Annotated in this window: 17 protein-coding genes; 9 read left to right on the top strand and 8 right to left on the bottom strand. The window is 74.8% G+C overall.

Features of this window, described 5'->3' with window-relative positions:
• From ACYVJ4_RS12855 to ACYVJ4_RS12840, 4 genes are all read right to left on the bottom strand, one after another.
• Positions 1–993: DUF222 domain-containing protein (locus tag ACYVJ4_RS12855; protein WP_460460528.1), on the bottom strand; the 993-nt coding region annotated here is incomplete at its 3' end.
• A gap of 93 nt (positions 994–1,086) precedes the next feature.
• Complete coding sequence (locus ACYVJ4_RS12850; protein WP_460460527.1) at positions 1,087–2,061, bottom strand: NAD(P)H-dependent flavin oxidoreductase; 975 nt, start codon at positions 2,059–2,061, stop codon at positions 1,087–1,089.
• A 3-nt stretch (positions 2,062–2,064) separates the two neighbouring features.
• Positions 2,065–2,877, bottom strand: coding sequence for a sugar phosphate nucleotidyltransferase (locus ACYVJ4_RS12845; RefSeq protein ID WP_460460526.1), 813 nt, complete (start codon positions 2,875–2,877; stop codon positions 2,065–2,067).
• Positions 2,874–3,380, bottom strand: coding sequence for an NUDIX hydrolase (locus tag ACYVJ4_RS12840; RefSeq protein WP_460460525.1), 507 nt, complete (start codon positions 3,378–3,380; stop codon positions 2,874–2,876). The genes ACYVJ4_RS12845 and ACYVJ4_RS12840 overlap by 4 nt, the downstream gene beginning before the upstream one ends.
• A gap of 33 nt (positions 3,381–3,413) precedes the next feature.
• On the opposite strand from ACYVJ4_RS12840, the gene ACYVJ4_RS12835 reads away from it, so the two are divergent.
• Complete coding sequence (locus tag ACYVJ4_RS12835) at positions 3,414–3,953, top strand: NUDIX hydrolase (RefSeq protein ID WP_460460524.1); 540 nt, start codon at positions 3,414–3,416, stop codon at positions 3,951–3,953.
• 10 nt (positions 3,954–3,963) lie between these two features.
• Positions 3,964–6,087 carry an N-6 DNA methylase gene (locus ACYVJ4_RS12830; RefSeq protein WP_460460523.1) on the top strand — a complete coding sequence of 708 codons (2,124 nt, stop codon included), beginning with the start codon at positions 3,964–3,966 and terminating at the stop codon, positions 6,085–6,087.
• Here the strand turns inward: ACYVJ4_RS12830 and ACYVJ4_RS12825 are convergent.
• Positions 6,071–6,292 carry a PspC domain-containing protein gene (locus ACYVJ4_RS12825; protein WP_460460522.1) on the bottom strand — a complete coding sequence of 74 codons (222 nt, stop codon included), beginning with the start codon at positions 6,290–6,292 and terminating at the stop codon, positions 6,071–6,073. The genes ACYVJ4_RS12830 and ACYVJ4_RS12825 overlap by 17 nt on opposite strands.
• Before the next feature lie 119 nt (positions 6,293–6,411).
• Between ACYVJ4_RS12825 and ACYVJ4_RS12820 the strand changes: the two genes are divergently transcribed.
• Positions 6,412–7,377, top strand: coding sequence for a glutathione S-transferase family protein (locus tag ACYVJ4_RS12820; protein WP_460460521.1), 966 nt, complete (start codon positions 6,412–6,414; stop codon positions 7,375–7,377).
• A 57-nt stretch (positions 7,378–7,434) separates the two neighbouring features.
• Here ACYVJ4_RS12820 and ACYVJ4_RS12815 read toward each other — a convergent pair whose 3' ends face one another.
• Together ACYVJ4_RS12815 and ACYVJ4_RS12810 are read right to left on the bottom strand one after the other, a co-directional pair.
• Positions 7,435–7,758: a hypothetical protein gene (locus ACYVJ4_RS12815; protein WP_460460520.1), complete on the bottom strand. Its 324-nt coding sequence runs from the start codon at positions 7,756–7,758 to the stop codon at positions 7,435–7,437.
• A gap of 7 nt (positions 7,759–7,765) precedes the next feature.
• Positions 7,766–9,031: a PspC domain-containing protein gene (locus ACYVJ4_RS12810; protein ID WP_460460519.1), complete on the bottom strand. Its 1,266-nt coding sequence runs from the start codon at positions 9,029–9,031 to the stop codon at positions 7,766–7,768.
• A gap of 143 nt (positions 9,032–9,174) precedes the next feature.
• Here ACYVJ4_RS12810 and ACYVJ4_RS12805 point away from each other — a divergent pair, with 143 nt between their 5' ends.
• The 5 genes from ACYVJ4_RS12805 (at position 9,175) to ACYVJ4_RS12785 (ending at position 13,845) form a co-directional block, all read left to right on the top strand.
• The gene (locus ACYVJ4_RS12805) at positions 9,175–10,440 is read left to right on the top strand and encodes an ATP-binding protein (RefSeq protein ID WP_460460518.1); all 1,266 of its coding nucleotides are present in this window, start codon (positions 9,175–9,177) and stop codon (positions 10,438–10,440) included.
• On the top strand, positions 10,437–11,090 hold the full coding sequence (locus tag ACYVJ4_RS12800; protein WP_460460517.1) for a response regulator: 654 nt from the start codon (positions 10,437–10,439) through the stop codon (positions 11,088–11,090). Before ACYVJ4_RS12805 ends, ACYVJ4_RS12800 begins: the two co-directional genes overlap by 4 nt.
• Positions 11,091–11,207: 117 nt before the next feature.
• Entirely contained in the window at positions 11,208–12,290 is a 1,083-nt protein-coding gene (locus ACYVJ4_RS12795; protein WP_460460516.1) for a glycerophosphodiester phosphodiesterase, read from the top strand.
• A 10-nt stretch (positions 12,291–12,300) separates the two neighbouring features.
• Positions 12,301–12,675, top strand: coding sequence for a hypothetical protein (locus ACYVJ4_RS12790; protein WP_460460515.1), 375 nt, complete (start codon positions 12,301–12,303; stop codon positions 12,673–12,675).
• Between the two features lie 60 nt (positions 12,676–12,735).
• Positions 12,736–13,845 carry a winged helix DNA-binding domain-containing protein gene (locus ACYVJ4_RS12785; protein WP_460460514.1) on the top strand — a complete coding sequence of 370 codons (1,110 nt, stop codon included), beginning with the start codon at positions 12,736–12,738 and terminating at the stop codon, positions 13,843–13,845.
• Between the two features lie 69 nt (positions 13,846–13,914).
• On the opposite strand, the gene ACYVJ4_RS12780 is transcribed toward ACYVJ4_RS12785, so the two are convergent.
• Entirely contained in the window at positions 13,915–14,640 is a 726-nt protein-coding gene (locus ACYVJ4_RS12780; RefSeq protein ID WP_460460513.1) for a PIG-L deacetylase family protein, read from the bottom strand.
• A gap of 50 nt (positions 14,641–14,690) precedes the next feature.
• Here ACYVJ4_RS12780 and pcrA point away from each other — a divergent pair, with 50 nt between their 5' ends.
• Complete coding sequence (pcrA, locus tag ACYVJ4_RS12775; protein WP_460460512.1) at positions 14,691–17,111, top strand: DNA helicase PcrA; 2,421 nt, start codon at positions 14,691–14,693, stop codon at positions 17,109–17,111.
• The last annotated feature ends 154 nt before the right edge of the window (positions 17,112–17,265 follow it).

Raw genomic sequence — 17,265 nt, 5'->3', positions numbered from 1 at the left:
CTGGGTGCGTCCGACGTCGAGCGGGTTGCCGACGGTGTCGAACAGCACCGGCACCATCTCCGCGCTGCAGCCGATCTCGGCCAGCGCCGCTGTCGATAGGTGCTGGCCGTCGGGCAGCTCGGCCGGCAGCATCCCCCGCTGCGCCTCGCCGTTCAGCGCGGCCGCGAACGTGGCGGCGTCGACCTTCACCACGACCCGGTACGGCGAACCGTGCGAGGTCGGCAGCAGTCCGGGTTGGGCGACGGCTTCTTCGGCCAGCCGCTGCAGGGCGTCGTGGCGGCGCTGCGCCCCGGAGCGCGGGTCAGGGGTGCCGTCCGCGGCGGGCCGGGGTGCGGACCACGCGTCGAGCGCTCCCGCGAGGGCGGCCCCGCACCGCGGGGTGAGCAGTCCTTCGACGTGGACCATGCCCGAGCCCGTGCGAGCCAGCGTGAACCCGCGGACCGCCTCTTGGCGCTTCTCGTCTCGCGCCAACTTCTCGTCCGCACCTGGGTCGAGCGAGGCTTTCAACCGCGCGGCGACCTTCGCCAGCGCTCGCGGGTCAAGCCGGTCGGCTTCGCCGAGCATGACGGCCTGCCCGGCGGCGACAGCCTCAATCGGCACCGCCCCGGCCGGCACGTGCGGGGGCAGCAGCGCGGCGACGGTGGTGGCGATGACGTCGGCCTGCTCCCCGCTGATCACCCCCGCCAGCAACGCCTCCCGCGTCGGCGCCAGCGACGGTGCAGCCGCGGAACGGTAGAACGCCTCGGCCCGCGCCGCGATCCGCGACGCCTCACCCGGACTCACGCTCGGCAGCTCGCGCCGCAGCCACGCCGCCAGGTCACGGCACCCCGCCTGCCGCGGCAACCCCCGCTGCATCGCCTCGGCCGCGACCTGCACCATCCCCGCCTCGGCCATCCGGACCTGGTGCTCGAACCGTCGCAGCTCGGCACCCAGCCCGGCGTCCGCCACCTGCCACACGGCAGTGGAGGGCGGTCGCCCGGCGGTCGTCGTCATGCGTCAAACCTAGAGGCAGCCACCGACAAACCGCTGCGGCGCAACAGACCTGTGGACGACGTGACCATCGCCGTCCACAGGTGGACGACCGCATCAGGCGGACGGGCCGCCGTCCACCGCCGCGCGCAGGAAGTCCGACGCCCGCGCCAGGTCCGCGACGACGTCCGCGGCGCTGCGCACCTGCTCCAGCGACCCGACACCCTGCCCGGCGTACAGCGGCGCGACGTCCGGGTCGACCGGCCCGAGCCGCGCGGCAACCACCTCCGCGTGCGCCGCGTCGTCCGCGGCGAGCTCGCCCTCGCGCCCGACCCAGCGGTCGAAGTAGGCGTTGCGCAGCGCGCGCCCGCCGAACTCGGCGGGCCACGCCACCCGCTGCCCGACGTCGAAGACCCGGCCGTACGCCGTCGCCGTCTCGTCCGCCGCGACGAGCCGCGAGCGCACCGCGTCGGTGGCGTCCGACTCGGGGCAGGCGATGAAGGCGGTCCCCACCCAGGCGCCGCACGCGCCCGCGGCCAGCACCGCCGCGACGCCGCGCGGCCCGCTGATGCCACCGGCCGCGAGCACCGGCACCAGCACGTGGTCGAGCACCCGCTGCAGCAGCGGCAGGGTGGCGACGGCGTCGCGACCGTGGCCGCCGCCCTCCGAGCCGCGCGCGACGAGCAGGTCGACCCCGGCGTCCTCGGCGGCCTGCGCCTCGGCCAGCGTCCCGACCTGGGCCGCGACGACGATCCCGGCCTCCTGCAACGGCCGCACGTACGGGTCGAGGTCGCCGAAGCTCACCGAGGCCAGCACCGGGCGGGTGTCGAGCACGGCGTCGAGCTGCTCGGGCGCGCCGGGCAGCACCCACGCCATCAGCCCGATGCCGAAGGGTCGCCCGGAGGCCTCGGCGACCGCCACCGCGTGCTGCGCGCGCACCCACTCGCCGGTGGACGACGGAGCCACCCCGATCGTCCCCAGCCCGCCGGCCCGGCTCACGGCCGCGGCCAGGCGACCGCCGGCCACCCCCGCCATCGGTGCCTGCACGACCGGGACGTCGATCCCGAGGACCTGCGTCAGCGCGGTGGTCATGCCTCAGACGGTAGTCGCGACCGTCACCGGCTCGGCGCGAGAACCAGCTCGCACCACGCGCCGCAGCCGCTCGTCCGCCCCCACGTAGGCGCCGGGCCAGACCACGCACTCGTCGAGCGAGCCCTCGACGACGGCACCAGCACCCACCACGCTGCGACCGCCCGACGCGTGCAGGCAGGCCGCCAGGTAGTCGGCCGGCGTCCCGCAGTCGACCCACGGCTCGCCCGGCGGAGCCAGCACGAGGTCGAGCCCGTCGTCCGCCGCCAGGTCCCGCCACAGCACCTCGTACAGCCCGCTCGGCACCGCCTCGAGCCCGCGCACGTCGGCCCACGGCAACAGGCAGGCGCCGACGTACCGAACGCCGGTGCCGTCGGCGAGGGTGAAGTCCGCCCGCCGGTGCCCGGCCGGGACGACGAGCAGCCGGCACCGCGCGACGTCCCACGCGGGTACGCCCGCCCAGCCCTGGACCAGGTCCGGCAGCCCGTCCGGCGCGTAGACGTCGGCGTTGGTGACGAGCGCGTCGCGGCCGTCGAGCCAGCCGCGCAGCCCACCCAGCGCACCCGCCGTCCCGAGCGCCTCCGGCTGCTCGACCGCGACGTGCGAGCGGCCCGCCACGTGCCCGGCCACCAGGTCGCCGAGGTGGTGGGCGTTCACGGCGAGCGCGTCCGCGCCGTCGCCCACATGCGCCTGCAGCCGGTCGAGCGCCAGGTCGAGCAACGTCGTGCCCGCCACCGGCATCAGCACCTTGGGCAGGACGTCGGTCAGCGGGCGCATGCGCTGGCCGCGCCCGGCCGCGAGCGCGACGCCGGCGGTCACCGCACGTGGCCGGCGTAGCCCGAGGGGTCGCTGACGTCGTGCGCGGCGGCCAGGATCTGGCGGGTCGGCGCGTCCATCTCGTCGACCTCGTCGGGCAGCAGCCAGCGGGCGGTCGTGGCCTCGCCGCCGACGCGCTCGCCGATCTCGCCGCTGACCGCGACCCGGAAGATGACGTCGACGCGCCGCAGCGGCGAGTCGACGACGACGGTGACGGGCCGGCCGACCTCGACGTCGACCCCGAGCTCCTCGTGCACCTCGCGCGCCACGGCCTGGGCGGCGGACTCGCCGCGGTCGAGCAGGCCGCCGGGCAGGCTCCACCCGACGCGGTGCGGCTGGCGCAGCATGAGCAGCCGGCCGTCGCGCTCGAGCAGGCACACGGCACCCACCGTGAAGCCGGGCGTGCCGGCGCGCACCAGGGTGCGCCGCACCGGCGCCGGCAGCCGCCGGAACACGCGCAGGGCCGCCAGGTAGACGGGGCGCGAGTGCACCGGGGGAGCAGGCATGGCTCCACCCTACGGAGGGCTAGGGTCGAGCGCGTGACCAGCCGGGACCGGGACCTCGACGACACGCGCGCGGACGACGAGCAGCCGGACGACGAGCAGCCGGTCCCGAAGCTGCGGGTCGCGGCGTACGCCGTGGTGGTGGTCGACGACCAGGTGCTGCTGACCGAGCTCGCACCCGGCACGCTCTCTCCCGGGCTGTGGACGCTGCCCGGCGGAGGCATCGACCACGGCGAGGCGCCGCTCGACGCCGTCGTCCGCGAGGTGCACGAGGAGACCGCGCACCGGCTGCGCGACATCACGGTCTACGACGTCGGGTCGCACCGGTTCACCGACCGCGCGCCGGGGAGCGGCCGGCTCGAGGACTTCCAGAGCGTCCAGGTGATCTACACGGCCGCGGTCGAGGAGGTGCGCGAGCCGGAGGTGCTGGACGTCGGCGGCAGCACCTCGCGCGCCCGCTGGGTACCGCTCGACGAGCTCGCCGAGCTGCCCCTCGGCCGGACGACGGGACGCTGGCTCGCGCGGGTGCTCGACCGGCCGGACCTGGCCGCCGACCCGACCGCCGTCGACGGCTGACGCCGGGACCGTGAGCTCGCTGGACGACGTGATCGCGCGGCTCGCCGACGCGTCGGACCGGACGGCGGGGTCGTCGTCCGACCGCGAGGCGTGGTGGCGCGCCAGCGTTCAACACGAGCTGGCCGCGGCCGACGGCGACCTGGCGCGGGTCGCGGCCCTGGCCGAGCACTACGACCAGCTGCTCTCCCTTGCGCCGCAGGCGGTCCCGACCGCCCCGGTGGTCTGGCAGCCGGTCGCCCGGCACGCCCGGCGCCGGCTGGGGTCGTTCGCGACCCCGCCGCACCTCGCCGAGGCGCTCGTCGACCGTGCGCTGCTCGGTTCCGAGCCGTTGACCACGGCGCCCGCGGTCGTCGACCCGGCCTGCGGCGCGGGCGCGCTGCTCGTCGCCGCGCTGCGACGGCTGGTGGGGCGCGGCGTCCCCGCCGGCGAGGCCGTCACCCGGCTGCACGGCGTGGACGTCGACCCCACCGCGGTGGCGGTGGCGCACGCGCGGCTGGTGGCCGAGGCGGTCGCGCTGGGCGCCTCGTCGGACGTCGCCCCACGGCTCGCCGTGGGCGACGCCCTGGTCGACGACGCGTCCTTCACCTGGCGAGCGGCCTTCCCCGAGGTGCTGGCCGGCGAGGGCGAGCCCGACGCCGTGACCGGCTGGAGCGGCGGCTTCGACGTCGTGCTGGCCAACCCGCCCTGGGAGCGGCTGAAGGTGGCCGCGCACGAGCACGACGGCGACGACCTGGCGACGGCTCGCGACGCCGTGCGCGACCGCGTGACGGCCGTGCGCGAGGGCGGTCGGCACCCCCTCACCGGCACCGGGGACCTCAACGCGCACCTGCCGTTCCTCGAGACCTGCTGGCGGCTGCTGGCACCCGGGGGGCGGGCCGCGGTGCTGGCGCCGCTCGGCGCGCTGACCGACCGCCAGGCCGGTCCGCTGCTGCTCGCGCTGCTCGACGCCGGCGACCTCGAGCAGGTCCACGGCCTGGCGGACGGCCCGTGGTTCGACGCGGTGACGAGCAGCGTGCGCGTCGGGCTGGTCACGTTGCGACGCAACGCTTCCGGCGGTCCGGGTGGGGCGCTCGTCATGACCAGCCTGACCGACCCGCGGCGCCCGGACGACGCCACGCACCGCACCTGGACCCTCGACGCCGACCTCGTGCGCACGGTCAACCCGTCGTCCGGGACGGCAGTGCTGCTCGACACCCCGCGCGACGTCGAGCTGGTGCGGCGGGCCCACGAACGCCACGGCGTGCTGCTGCGGCGCGACCCGGTGTCGGGGGACGTCGTCGACGACCCCTGGACCTTCCGCGCGCGCACCCCGGTGCACCTGAGCCGTGAAGCACGTCACGTGTCGGCGGTGCCGGGCGAGGGCCTGGAAGAGTTGGGGGAGGCCAAGTTCTGCGGACTCCTCGACCCGAGAGCTGCTACGTGGGACGACGGCGCGCGCCCGAGCCGGGACGACGAACGAGCCGACCCGCGGTGGCTGCCGCGGACGCGGTGGTGGGTGCCGTCGTCCCTGGTGCGCGAGCGGTACGGCGACCTGCTCGACCGGGGCTGGCTCGCCGGGTACCGCGTGGTGTCGACGCCGCGGACGGCCCGCACCCTGCTGCCGGTGGCGCTGCCGCCCGGCGCCTACGCGAACTCGTTGGCCCTGCTCGACGCGACGCAGCTGCCGCTGCTGGTCGCCGCGCTGTCGTCGCTCCCGCTCGACTACGTCGCGCGAGCCAAGGCCGGCGGCAACAACCTGAGCCTGTTCAAGGTCGAGCAGCTGCCGGTGCCGCGCCCCGCCGCCTACGACGCCGTGTGGGACGGCACGGGCGGGGAACCGTTGCGCGAGTGGGTGCTCCGGCGCCTCGCGGCCGCCGTCGCGTGGTGCGAAGGGCTGGCCTCCCTGGCGGCCGAGCTCGGCCTGCCGGCGACGCCCGACCCGGACGACGCGCCCCCTGCGCGCGTGGCCCGGGCCGAGGCGCTGGCCGACCTGGACGCCGTCCACGCCCACCTGCTGGGCTGGACGACGTCCGACCTGGAGCACGTGCTCGGCACGTTCACCGCGCTGCGGGCGCGGGACGAGCGCGAGCACGGCTCGTTCGTGACCCGCGAGCGCGTGCTGCGGGCCTTCGAGCGGGTCACGCCTCGGGGATGAGCAGCAGCCCGATCACGTACAGCGCGACGCCGGCCAGGCCGAACAGGCAGCTGGCGAGCGTGATGACGCGGACGACGGTGACGTCGACGCCGGTGTAGTCGGCCACGGCGGCGCAGACGCCGCCGAGCATGCGGCCCTCGGCGGGCCGGGTCAGGCGGCGCGGGGCCGCGGTGGTCGGGGGAAGGGTGCTGGTGTTCTCTGTCATGCGTCCAGCCTGGCCGTCAGAACCGTTGCAGCACATCGGGGAACGCCCCGGGTGCACCCTGGCCCGACCCTGACCGGCTGCGGGTGCGGGGTCGTGCTCGGGCACGTAGCGTCGCGGGCATGAGCACTGGGCAGTTCAAGGGCGAGACGGGCACGCGCGGCGAGTGGCGCCGGCAGGGCAACCGGTTCACCGACCGCGTGCACGCCGGCAGCACGAGCGCGCCGGGTGAAGGTCCGGACGAGCAGGGGCGGTGGCCGGTCGAACCCGGCCGGTACCGGCTCGTCGTCTCGCTGGCCTGCCCCTGGGCGCACCGCTCGGTGGTCGTCCGGCGGCTGCTGGGGCTCGAGGACGCGATCTCGCTCGCCGTCGTCGACCCGGTGCGCGACGAGCGCGGCTGGCGGTTCTGGCTGGACGACGGGCACCGAGACCCGGTGCTCGACGTCGAGCTCCTGGCCGATCTCTACACCCGCACCGATCCCGAGTACGACCGGCGCGTCACGGTGCCGGCGCTGGTCGACACCCTGACCGGCCGCGTGGTCAGCAACGACTACCCGCAGCTGACGCTGGACCTGTCGACCCAGTGGGTGGCCCACCACCGCGACGGCGCTCCCGACCTGTACCCCGAGGCCGAGCGCGAGGAGATGGACGCGCTCATGGACGACGTCTACCGCGACGTCAACAACGGCGTGTACTGCTGCGGCTTCGCCACCACGCAGGACGCGTACGACGAGGCCTACGACCGGTTGTGGGCGCGGCTCGACGTCCTGGAGGAGCGGTTGGCCGACCGCCGCTTCCTCATGGGCGACGAGATCCGCGAGGCCGACGTCCGGCTGTTCACGACGCTCGTGCGGTTCGACGCGGTCTACCACGGACACTTCAAGTGCAACCGGAGCAAGCTGACCGAGCTGCCGCACCTGTGGCGCTACGCCCGCGACCTGTTCGCGCACAGCGGTTTCGGGGACACCGTCGACTTCGACCACATCAAGCGCCACTACTACGTCACGCACGACACGATCAACCCGACCGGCATCGTCCCGAAGGGCCCCGACCCCGCGGCCTGGACCCGCCCCTCGCCCCTCTCCTGACGTGATCATGCGATCCAACCCGGGGAGGTGGGCTGGATCGCATGATCACGAGGGAGATCAGCGCTCCCGGTCGGGCTCCGTGCCGTCGTCCAGGACGACGGTCTCGTCCGTCCCGTGCGACGCGCGCGGCGCGGCCGGCACGGTGGCCGGCTCCTCGACCGGCTGGGCGTGCGCGTGGCGGTAGGCGGCCTCGGCCTCCTGCTGGCGGCGCCGCGACCGGGCGGTGCCCGACAGCGTGGCGGCCAGGCCGATCACGCCGGCCGCGACCAGCACGGCCGGGCCGACCACCGAGGCGTCGGGGAGGCTGAGCAGGTCGCCCTGCACGAGCGCCCACAGGCCGGCCAGGCCGACGAAGACGAGTCCGAAGACGAGTGACGTCACGTCCGTGTCATGCCGTCGCACGACGCACCTCCAGGTGTCCGAAGCCGGCGTACAGGGTCAGGTCGAGCGAGCCGCCGCCGGGGCCGTCGGCCCCGAGGTCCGTGCGCTGCACGTGGTCGTTCACGCCTCCGGTCTCCTGGCCGAAGAGCGAAAGCCCTCCGACCCCGGTGCGGGCGTCGAGCGTGACGTCGACGTCCGGCGGGACGACGACGACGATCTCGCCGAACCCGATCCGCGAGCGCATCGAGACCGACTGACCGGCGACGTCCAGGCCCGAGAGGTCGTAGGTGACCTGCCCGGCCCCGTAGCGGTCGGCGGTGGGCAGCTGGTCGACCTGCGTCACGGCGACGGTGTCGTCGACCGTGCGGTTCGGCACGTCGCGCACCGCGTTGCCGGCGACCGAGGTCACGGTCGTGACGAGCGCGAGCACCAGGCCCCAGAAGACCAGCCCGCGCGCTCGGCCGTACCAGGCGCCGACGAGGAGCCCGCCGCCGAGGACGGCCAGCACCAGCGCCGGGTAGGCGCCGGACCACAGGTGGGCCCCCGCGGCGTCGATCGCGGCCAGCACGCCCACGCCGATCAGCGCGACGCTGACGGTCAGGCCGAACAGGTGCGAGCGCGGCTTGGGCGGTCGCGGCGGGGCGGGCGGCTGCGGCGGCACGGGGGCGGTCCAGGTCGGACCGGCCGGCGGCGCCGGGGGCACCGGCGGCACCGTGCTGGTGGGCGTGTCCTGCACCGTGGCCGTCATGGGCGCGGTGCCCGCAGCAGCAGCCGGCGGGACCGGCGGGACCGGCGCGCCGGACGGCGGCACCGGGGTGCCGGCGGTCTGCACCCGGCCCGACCGCAGCAGCCAGACGAGCAGGCCGACGACGGCGAGGGAGAGCAGGATCGGGCCGTCCCAGCGGCCGAAGGCGCCGACGACGCCGAGCGTCACGGCCACCGCCAGCACGACCGCGAGCCAGATCGTCTGGGTCGAGGGGTGGTGCCGGCCGCGGTCGAGGGCCTGGGCGCCGACCGAGGCGGTGCCGTCGTCCTGGGGCAGCAGCAGCCACGCGAGGGCGTAGAGCACGATGCCGGTGCCGCCGAACAGCACCATCACCGCCACGACCACCCGCAGCAGGAGCGGGTCGACGCCGAGGCTGCGCCCCAGGCCGCCGCACACACCGGCCAGGACCTTGTCGTCGCTGCTGCGGCGCAGGCCGCGGAGCTGGTCGAGGACCTGCTCTCCGGTGGCACCGGGCGACGAGCCGGTGCGCGAGGTGTCGTTGTCCATGCGTCAATGGTCGGCGCCGCCGTCCGCGCGAACCATCGGTGACGACCCTGAGCCGACCCTGGGCGCCACCCCGGGCCCGGCTGGGGCGGGATCCGGGCCATCACCTGTGGCCCCGCGTGCGACGCACGCGAGAGGATCGTCCGGTGAGAGCCACCCCTGCCGACCCGACCACGCCCAAGCTGGTGCGCGCCGCCGACCGGCGGCTGCTCAGCGGCGTGGCCAGCGGCGTGGCTCAGCACCTCGGGCTGGACGTGCTGCACGTGCGCGTGGCGTTCGTCGTCCTGACGGCGATCGGCGGCTTCGGCCTCGTGCTGTACGGCGCCCTGTGGGTGTTCGTGCCGTCGCAGGGCCCGGACGACGACCCCGCCGGCCTCGCGTCGGCCAGCCGCGGTGGGCGCCGGCCGCGGATGAGCGTGCGCCGCGACGACCTCGGACAGCTCGTGGCGCTCGGAGCGCTCGGCCTCGGCCTGGTGCTGCTGCTCACGCGGGCGGGCTGGGGCGTCCCGCTGACCGTCACGGTGCCGGTGCTCATCGCCGGCGCCGGCCTGGCGCTGCTGTGGTCGCAGGCCGACGCGAGCGAGCGGGCGTGGTCGCTGACCGGTGGCGTCGACGGCGAGCGGCGGTGGGTGACCGTCGTGCGCGTGATCGGCGGGCTGGTGCTCGTCGTCGTCGCGGTGCTGACCTTCGTCGTGGGCTCGGGACGGCCGTCGCAGATCGGCCAGACGGCGCTGCTGCTCGTGGTCGTGGCGCTCGGGCTCGGGCTGGTGGCCGGGCCGTTCGTGTGGCGCCTGGTGCGCCAGCTCGACGACGAGCGGCGCGAGCGGGTGCTGCAGCAGCAGCAGGCCGACATGGCGGCGCACCTGCACGACTCGGTGCTGCAGACCCTCGCCCTGATCCAGCGCAAGGCCGACGACCCGCGCGCCGTCCTGACCCTGGCCCGCGCCCAGGAGCGCGACCTGCGCGGCTGGCTCTTCGACAGCCCGGGCGACACCGAGGGCACGCTGCGGTCGGCGCTCGAGGCCGCGGCCGCCGAGGTCGAGACCACGCACGGCGTGCCGGTGGAGGTCGTGGTGGTGGGCGACCGGGCGCTGGACGACGGGCTGCAGGCCCTGGTGCGCGCGGCCCGCGAGTCGATGGTCAACGCGGCGCGGCACAGCGGCGCGCCCGCCGTCGACGTCTACGCCGAGTGCGGCGACGACGCGGTCGAGGTGTTCGTGCGCGACCGGGGCAAGGGCTTCGACCCCGAGCAGGTGCCCGACGACCGGATGGGCCTGCGCGGCTCGGTCGTCGGCCGCATGGAGCGGCACGGCGGCACGGCTCGCATCCGCTCGGCGCCGGGCGAGGGCACCGAGGTGGCGCTCAGCATGGGCGCCGACGGCCAGGAGACGACCGACAAGGAGGAGCAGTGAGCGAGCAGAGCAGCCGACCGGTGCGCGTCGTGGTGGTCGACGACCACGCGATGTTCCGCAGCGGGGTGCGGGCCGAGCTGGGCGACGCCGTCGACGTGGTGGCCGAGGCCGAGGACGTCGACACCGCGGTGGCCGCGGTGCTGCGCGAGCAGCCGGACGTCGTCCTGCTCGACGTGCACCTACCCGGCGGCGGTGGGGTCGAGGTGCTCGGACAGGCTGCAGCACAAGGCTCTTCGGCCCGCTTCCTCGCGCTGTCGGTCAGCGACGCGGCCCAGGACGTCATCGGCGTGATCCGGGCCGGCGCGCGCGGGTACGTCACCAAGACCATCACCGGCCCCGAGCTGGTGCAGGCGATCGAGCGGGTGGCCGAGGGCGACGCGGTGTTCAGCCCGCGGCTCGCGGGCTTCGTGCTCGACGCCTTCGCCGGCGGCGAGGCGCCGTCCGTCGACCCCGACCTCGACCGGCTCTCGGCCCGCGAGCGCGAGGTCATGCGGCTCATCGCGCGCGGCTACGCGTACAAGGAGGTCGCGAAGGAGCTCTTCATCTCGGTGAAGACCGTCGAGACCCACGTGTCCGCCGTGCTGCGCAAGCTGCAGCTGTCGAGCCGGCACGAGCTCACCAAGTGGGCCGCCGACCGCCGCCTGCTCTGAGCCGGAGGTTCGCGCGACGTTCACCCGCGGTTGACGTCGCGCTCGTCCGACCGCACCCCTTCGCACGCTGGACTTCCTCCTGGCACCGGCCGACCGCGCCGGCCACCAGGAGGAGCCGTGAGCCTGTCCGACGTCCGCGTCGACCGCCGCACCACGCTGCGGCGCTCGACGCTGGTGATCGGCCACCGCGGCGCGTCGGGCTACCGCCCGGAGCACACGTTGGCGAGCTACGAGCTGGCCGCCCGGCTGGGCGCCGACTTCGTCGAGCCCGACCTGGTCTCAACCCGCGAGGGCGTGCTGGTCTGCCGGCACGAGAACGAGATCGGCGGGACGACGGACGTCGCCGACCACCCGCAGTTCGCCGGTCGCCGCACCACCAAGGTCGTCGACGGCAGCTCGATCACCGGCTGGTTCACCGAGGACTTCACCCTGGCCGAGCTGAAGACGCTGCGCGCCGAGGAGCGCCTGCCGCAGGTGCGCCAAGAGAACACGCTCTACGACGGCCTGTTCGAGATCCCCACGTTCGACGAGGTGCTCGCGCTGCGGGTCCGGCTCGAGCGCGAGCTGCACCGCCCCATCGGCGTCTACCCCGAGACGAAGCACCCGACGTACTTCCGCTCGATCGGGCTGCCGCTCGAGGCGCGCGTGGTGAAAGCGTTGCAGCGCAGCGGTCTCAACCACGCCTCGGCCCCGGTGTTCGTGCAGTCGTTCGAGCTGACGAACCTCGCCGACCTGCGCTCGCGCCTCGGTCTGCGCACCGCCACGGTCTTCCTCACCTCCGCCAGCGGCGCGCCGTACGACCTGCGCTCGTCGGGCGACCCGCGGACGTACGCCGACCTGACCTCGGCCACCGGTCTGGAGTCGTTGCGCCGCTATGGCATCGACGGGGTCGGGCCGGACAAGAACCAGGTGATCCCGCGCCGGGCCGACGGGTCGCTCGGCACGCCGACGTCCCTCGTGCGCGACGCGCACTGCGCCGGCCTCGTCGTGCACCCCTACACGTTCCGCGCCGAGAACCAGTTCCTGCCGGCCGAGCTGCGCGTGGGCGTCGACCCGAACGCGTTCGGCCGCGCCATCGACGAGCAGATCACGTTCCTGCGCACCGGGATCGACGGCCTGTTCACCGACCAGTCCGACATCGGGGTGCTCTCGCGCCAGCTGCTCGCGGCCGGCGGCCGGTCGGGGGAGCGCGCCGCCTAGGATCGACCGCATGGACGTCGTCTACCGCCTGGTCGTGCTGCTCCACCTGCTCGGGATGGCCGCGCTCGTCGGCAGCTACCTCACGGTGCTGCACCGGCCCCGCGTCCTCGGCATCATGCGCGACGCCGCCGGCGTGCAGCTCGTCACCGGCCTCGCGCTGGTCGGGCTGGTCGAGTCCGGCGCCGTCGACCACGACCCGCTCGACCACGCCAAGATCGCGGTCAAGCTCGTGGTGGCGGCCGTCGTCCTGGCGGTGGCGGTCGTCGGCGCCCGGCGCGACCGCGGCGACCACGCCCCCGACACCGGGCGCAGCACCGACGGCCTGGCCCACGTGGTGGGCGGCCTGGCGCTGGTGAACGTGGCGGTCGCCGTCCTCTGGACGTAGCCGCCGCGAGCGCCGTGAACCGGTCGCCGGTCGTCCGGAACCGTGGCTAGGGTGCCGGGCATGTCGATCACCTGGTCGCAGGCGCTGTCCTGGCGGATGCAGCGGCAGCTGCTCGAGCCCACCGGCTCCTCGCCGGTCGAGGACGTCGTCCAGCGGCTCGGCGCGGTGCTGGCGATGGACGCCCGCGCGGCCGAGCTCGCGGTGCGCACCCGCATGCAGCGGTCGCAGCCCGACGAGCTCGACCGGGCCCGCGCCGACGGCCGCGTGGTGGTGGTGTTCGCCTTCCGTGGCGCCACCCACCACATGGACCCGCGCGACGCCGGCGCCTACCTGACGCTGCGCGCGTCTGGCCGCCAGTGGGAGCTGCCCAGCTGGCAGGAGTACTACCGGCTGACCCCGGACGACTGGCCGGCGTTCCGGGCCGCCGTCCGGGACGCGTTGGACGACGGCCCGCTCACGGTGCAGGAGCTGGGTGCGGCACTGGCCCGGCGCCCGCGGTACCGGCACCTGCGCCCGTTCTTCGACGAGGGCGCGAGCACGTTGGCCAAGCCGCTCACCTGGCAGGGCGACATGAGCCTCGGGCCGCGCCGCGACGACGGCCGCCGCACCTTCCAGCGGCTCGACACCAACCCGTTCTGGCGCGGTGACTGGGAGCTCGACGAGGCGGGCCGGTACGCCGTCGAGGCCTACCTGCGGGCGTACGGGCCGGCGACACCCGACCACCTGCAGCACTGGCTGGGCTCCAACCTCAGCGCTGGGCGCAGGCGGGTCGACCGGTGGTTCGCCGAGCTGCGCGCCGACCGCCTCGCCGAGGTCGACGTCGAGGGCACCACCGCCTACGTATTGGGCGACGACCTGGCCGACCTCGAGGCGACGCGTGCCAGCGACGCGGTGCGGCTGCTGCCCGGCCACGACCAGTGGGTCATGGCGCCGGGCACCAAGGACGAGGCCGTCGTCCCGCCGTCCCACCGCGATCCGGTCACCCGCAAGGCGGACCTGGTCGTCGCGGGAGGCGTCGTCAGCGGCACCTGGACGGCGAAGCGCGGAGACCTCGCGGTCACGTGGTTCGGCGACCGCGGCCGGGTACCGCGGCAGCAGCTGCAGGAGCAGGCCGACCGGCTGGGCGAGCTGCTCGGCCGCGAGCTCGCCCTCACCGTCGAGAAGGCCTGACCGTTGCGTCCGAAGATCTGGCCGCCATAGCGACCAATTCTTCGGACGCAACGACGTGGACGGCGGGAGCTAGGCGGTCGAGACCACGCGGAACGCCTCGGCCAAGCGGTCGTCGCCGAGCCCGTTGTTCACGGCGGTCAGCGAGCCCCACTGGCGCAGCCGCTGCTCGAGCTCGTCGCCCATGTGGCCGGTCTGCGACACGTGGGCGCGCAGCGCCGCGAGCTTGCGGTCGAAGACCTCGGTGATGTCGACCGAGTGGTTCGTCTCGGGGCTCGCCATGATCCACACCTCGGGCACGGTCCACGGCTCGAGGCCCTCGTCCGCCACCAGCTCGGGCCAGGCGAAGGGGTTGCGCGCCGCCGGGTAGATCGCCCGGATCGCGGCCTCGCCGGCGGCCAGGTGGTCGGGGTGGCTGGCGCCGATCCGGTCGAGGTTGCGCTCGGCGCTCGGGATGAGCATCCGCTGCGGCCGCACCTGGCGGATGACGCGCACGATCTCGCGCTGCAGCTCGAAGGTCGGCTCGAGCCAGCCGTCGCGGAACCCGGTGAGGAAGCGGACGTCGCGCACGCCCACCGCCTCGGCCGCGGCCCGCTGCTCGGCCTCGCGGATGGCCGGCATCTGCTCGCGGGGCGTGTCGTCGAACCCGCCCTGGTCGCCGTAGGTGCACAGCAGGTAGGTGACCTCGATCCCCGCGGCGGTGAACGTCGCGGTGGTGCCCGCGGCACCGAAGTCGAGGTCGTCGGGGTGGGCGGCGACGGCGAGCACGCGCTCCACGTCGTGGTCGGGCAGCGGCATGGGACCAACCCTACGGGGGACGTCGGTGCCGCGACGTAGGCTGTTCGGCGATGAGCACCCTCTTCGACGACCTGCCCCTCGACGGGCTCGCCTCGGGCGCGCCCGCACGGCCCCGCCCGGCCCCGGAGTCGTCGTCCGCGGCGGTCGAGCGGGCGGCCGAGCACCACGTCGAGCGCTCGCCCGAGTCGCTGCTCGAGGGGCTCAACCCGCCGCAGCGCGACGCCGTGCTGCACGAGGGCTCACCCCTGCTCATCGTGGCCGGCGCCGGCTCGGGCAAGACGCGGGTGCTGACCCACCGCATCGCCTACCTGCTCGCCGCCCGCGGCGCGCGCCCCGGCCAGATCCTCGCCATCACCTTCACCAACAAGGCCGCGGGCGAGATGAAGGAGCGCGTCGCCGAGCTGGTCGGCCCGCGCGCCGCGAGCATGTGGGTCTCGACCTTCCACAGCGCGTGCGTGCGCATCCTGCGCCGCGAGGCCACCCACGTCGGGCTGCGGTCGAGCTTCTCGATCTACGACGCCGCCGACTCCCAGCGCCTCATGGCGCTGGTCTGCCGCGAGCTCGACCTCGACCCCAAGCGCTACCCGCCGCGGTCCTTCAGCGCGCAGGTCAGCAACCTGAAGAACGAGCTCGTCGACGAGGAGACCTTCGCCGAGCGGGCGGGCGGCGAGAGCAGCAACCACACCGAGCGCACGCTGGCCGAGGCGTACCGGATGTACCAGCAGCGGCTGCGCCAGGCCAACGCGCTCGACTTCGACGACCTGATCATGACCACGGTCAACGTGCTGCAGGCGTTCCCGGACGTCGCCGAGCACTACCGCCGCCGGTTCCGGCACGTGCTCGTCGACGAGTACCAGGACACCAACCACGCGCAGTACGTGCTGGTGCGTGAGCTGGTCGGCGGCTCGCGGTCCGAGGAGGTCGCGCGCAAGGAGGTGCTGGCCGCCGACGGGACCGTGGTGCGCGAGGGCACGCAGGTCGACGTCCCGCCGGCCGAGCTCACGGTCGTCGGCGACGCCGACCAGTCGATCTACGCCTTCCGCGGCGCCAGCATGCGCAACATCGTCGAGTTCGAGACCGACTACCCCGACGCGCGCACGATCTTGCTCGAGCAGAACTACCGCTCGACCCAGACGATCCTCACCGCCGCCAACGCCGTGATCTCGCGCAACCCCGACCGCCGCGACAAGCGGCTGTGGACGGCGCACGAGGGCGGCCCGAAGATCGTCGGCTACGTCGCCGACAACGAGCACGACGAGGCCGCCTTCGTCGCCGAGGAGATCGACCGCCTGCACGACACCGAGCACGTGCGCGCCGGCGACGTCGCGGTGTTCTACCGCACCAACGCGCAGTCGCGAGCGGTCGAGGAAGTCCTGGTGCGGGTCGGCCTGCCGTACAAGATCGTCGGCGGTACGCGGTTCTACGAGCGCCGCGAGGTCAAGGACGCCCTGGCCTACCTCCGGGTGCTCGCCAACGGCACCGACACCGTCAACCTGCGGCGCATCCTCAACGTGCCCAAGCGCGGCATCGGCGACCGTGCCGAGGCCTCGCTGGCGCTGCTGGCCGACCGCGAGCGCATCTCGTTCGCCGAGGCGCTCGCCCGCGCCGACGAGGCCCCCGGCATCGCGACCCGCTCGCTCGCCTGCGTCAAGGGCTTCACCGACCTGCTCACCTCGCTGCGCGACCTGGTCGACGGCGGCGCCGGTGCGGCCACGGTGCTGGAGGCGGTGCTCGAGCAGACCGGCTACGTCGCCGAGCTGCAGGCCAGCCACGACCCGCAGGACGAGACCCGCGTCGAGAACCTCGCCGAGCTGGTGCAGGTCGCCCGCGAGTTCGAGCAGACCGTGCCCGACGGCACGCTGACGGACTTCCTCGAGCGGGTCTCGCTGGTGGCCGACACCGACGACATCCCGGACGACGACGTCGAGGACCAGGGCGTCGTCACCCTGATGACCCTGCACACCGCCAAGGGCCTGGAGTTCCCGGTGGTGTTCCTGACCGGCCTCGAGGACGGCGTTTTCCCGCACCTGCGCGCGCTCGGCAACCCGACCGAGCTCGAGGAGGAGCGGCGCCTGGCCTACGTCGGCATCACCCGGGCTCGCGAGCGCCTGTACCTCTCGCGCGCGGGCGTGCGCAGCGCGTGGGGCGCGCCGTCGTACAACCCGCCGTCCCGGTTCCTCGACGAGCTCCCGACCGAGCTGGTCGACTGGCGCCGGCTCGACACCACGGCGATGCGGACGTCGTCGCAGCCCGCGGTCGCCCGGCTGTCGCAGGTGCCGGGCGTGAGGTCGCCGGGCAACCGCGAGATCGTGCACCTCGAGCCGGGCGACCGCGTCACCCACGACACGTTCGGCCTCGGCACGGTCGTCGCGGTCGAGGGCACGGGCGACAAGACGGTGGCCAAGGTCGACTTCGGCGCCGACGGCGAGAAGCGCCTGCTGCTGCGCTACGCCCCCGTCACCAAGATCTGACGGTTTCGGCCCGAGGAGCCTGGACTGGCCGCGGAATCACCCTCCGCGTGATCATGCAATCTCGCCCGGCCCGTCCTTCGGCGGCGTCCTCATCTGCCGAGGACAGCGTGCTGTCTCGGGCGGGGGTCGAGACCAGAGAAGTGGGGTAGGACGT

This window comes from Angustibacter peucedani (assembly GCF_054779595.1).
Note: the sequence above shows the minus strand (reverse complement) of the source record. Positions and strands in the feature narration are given on the sequence as shown.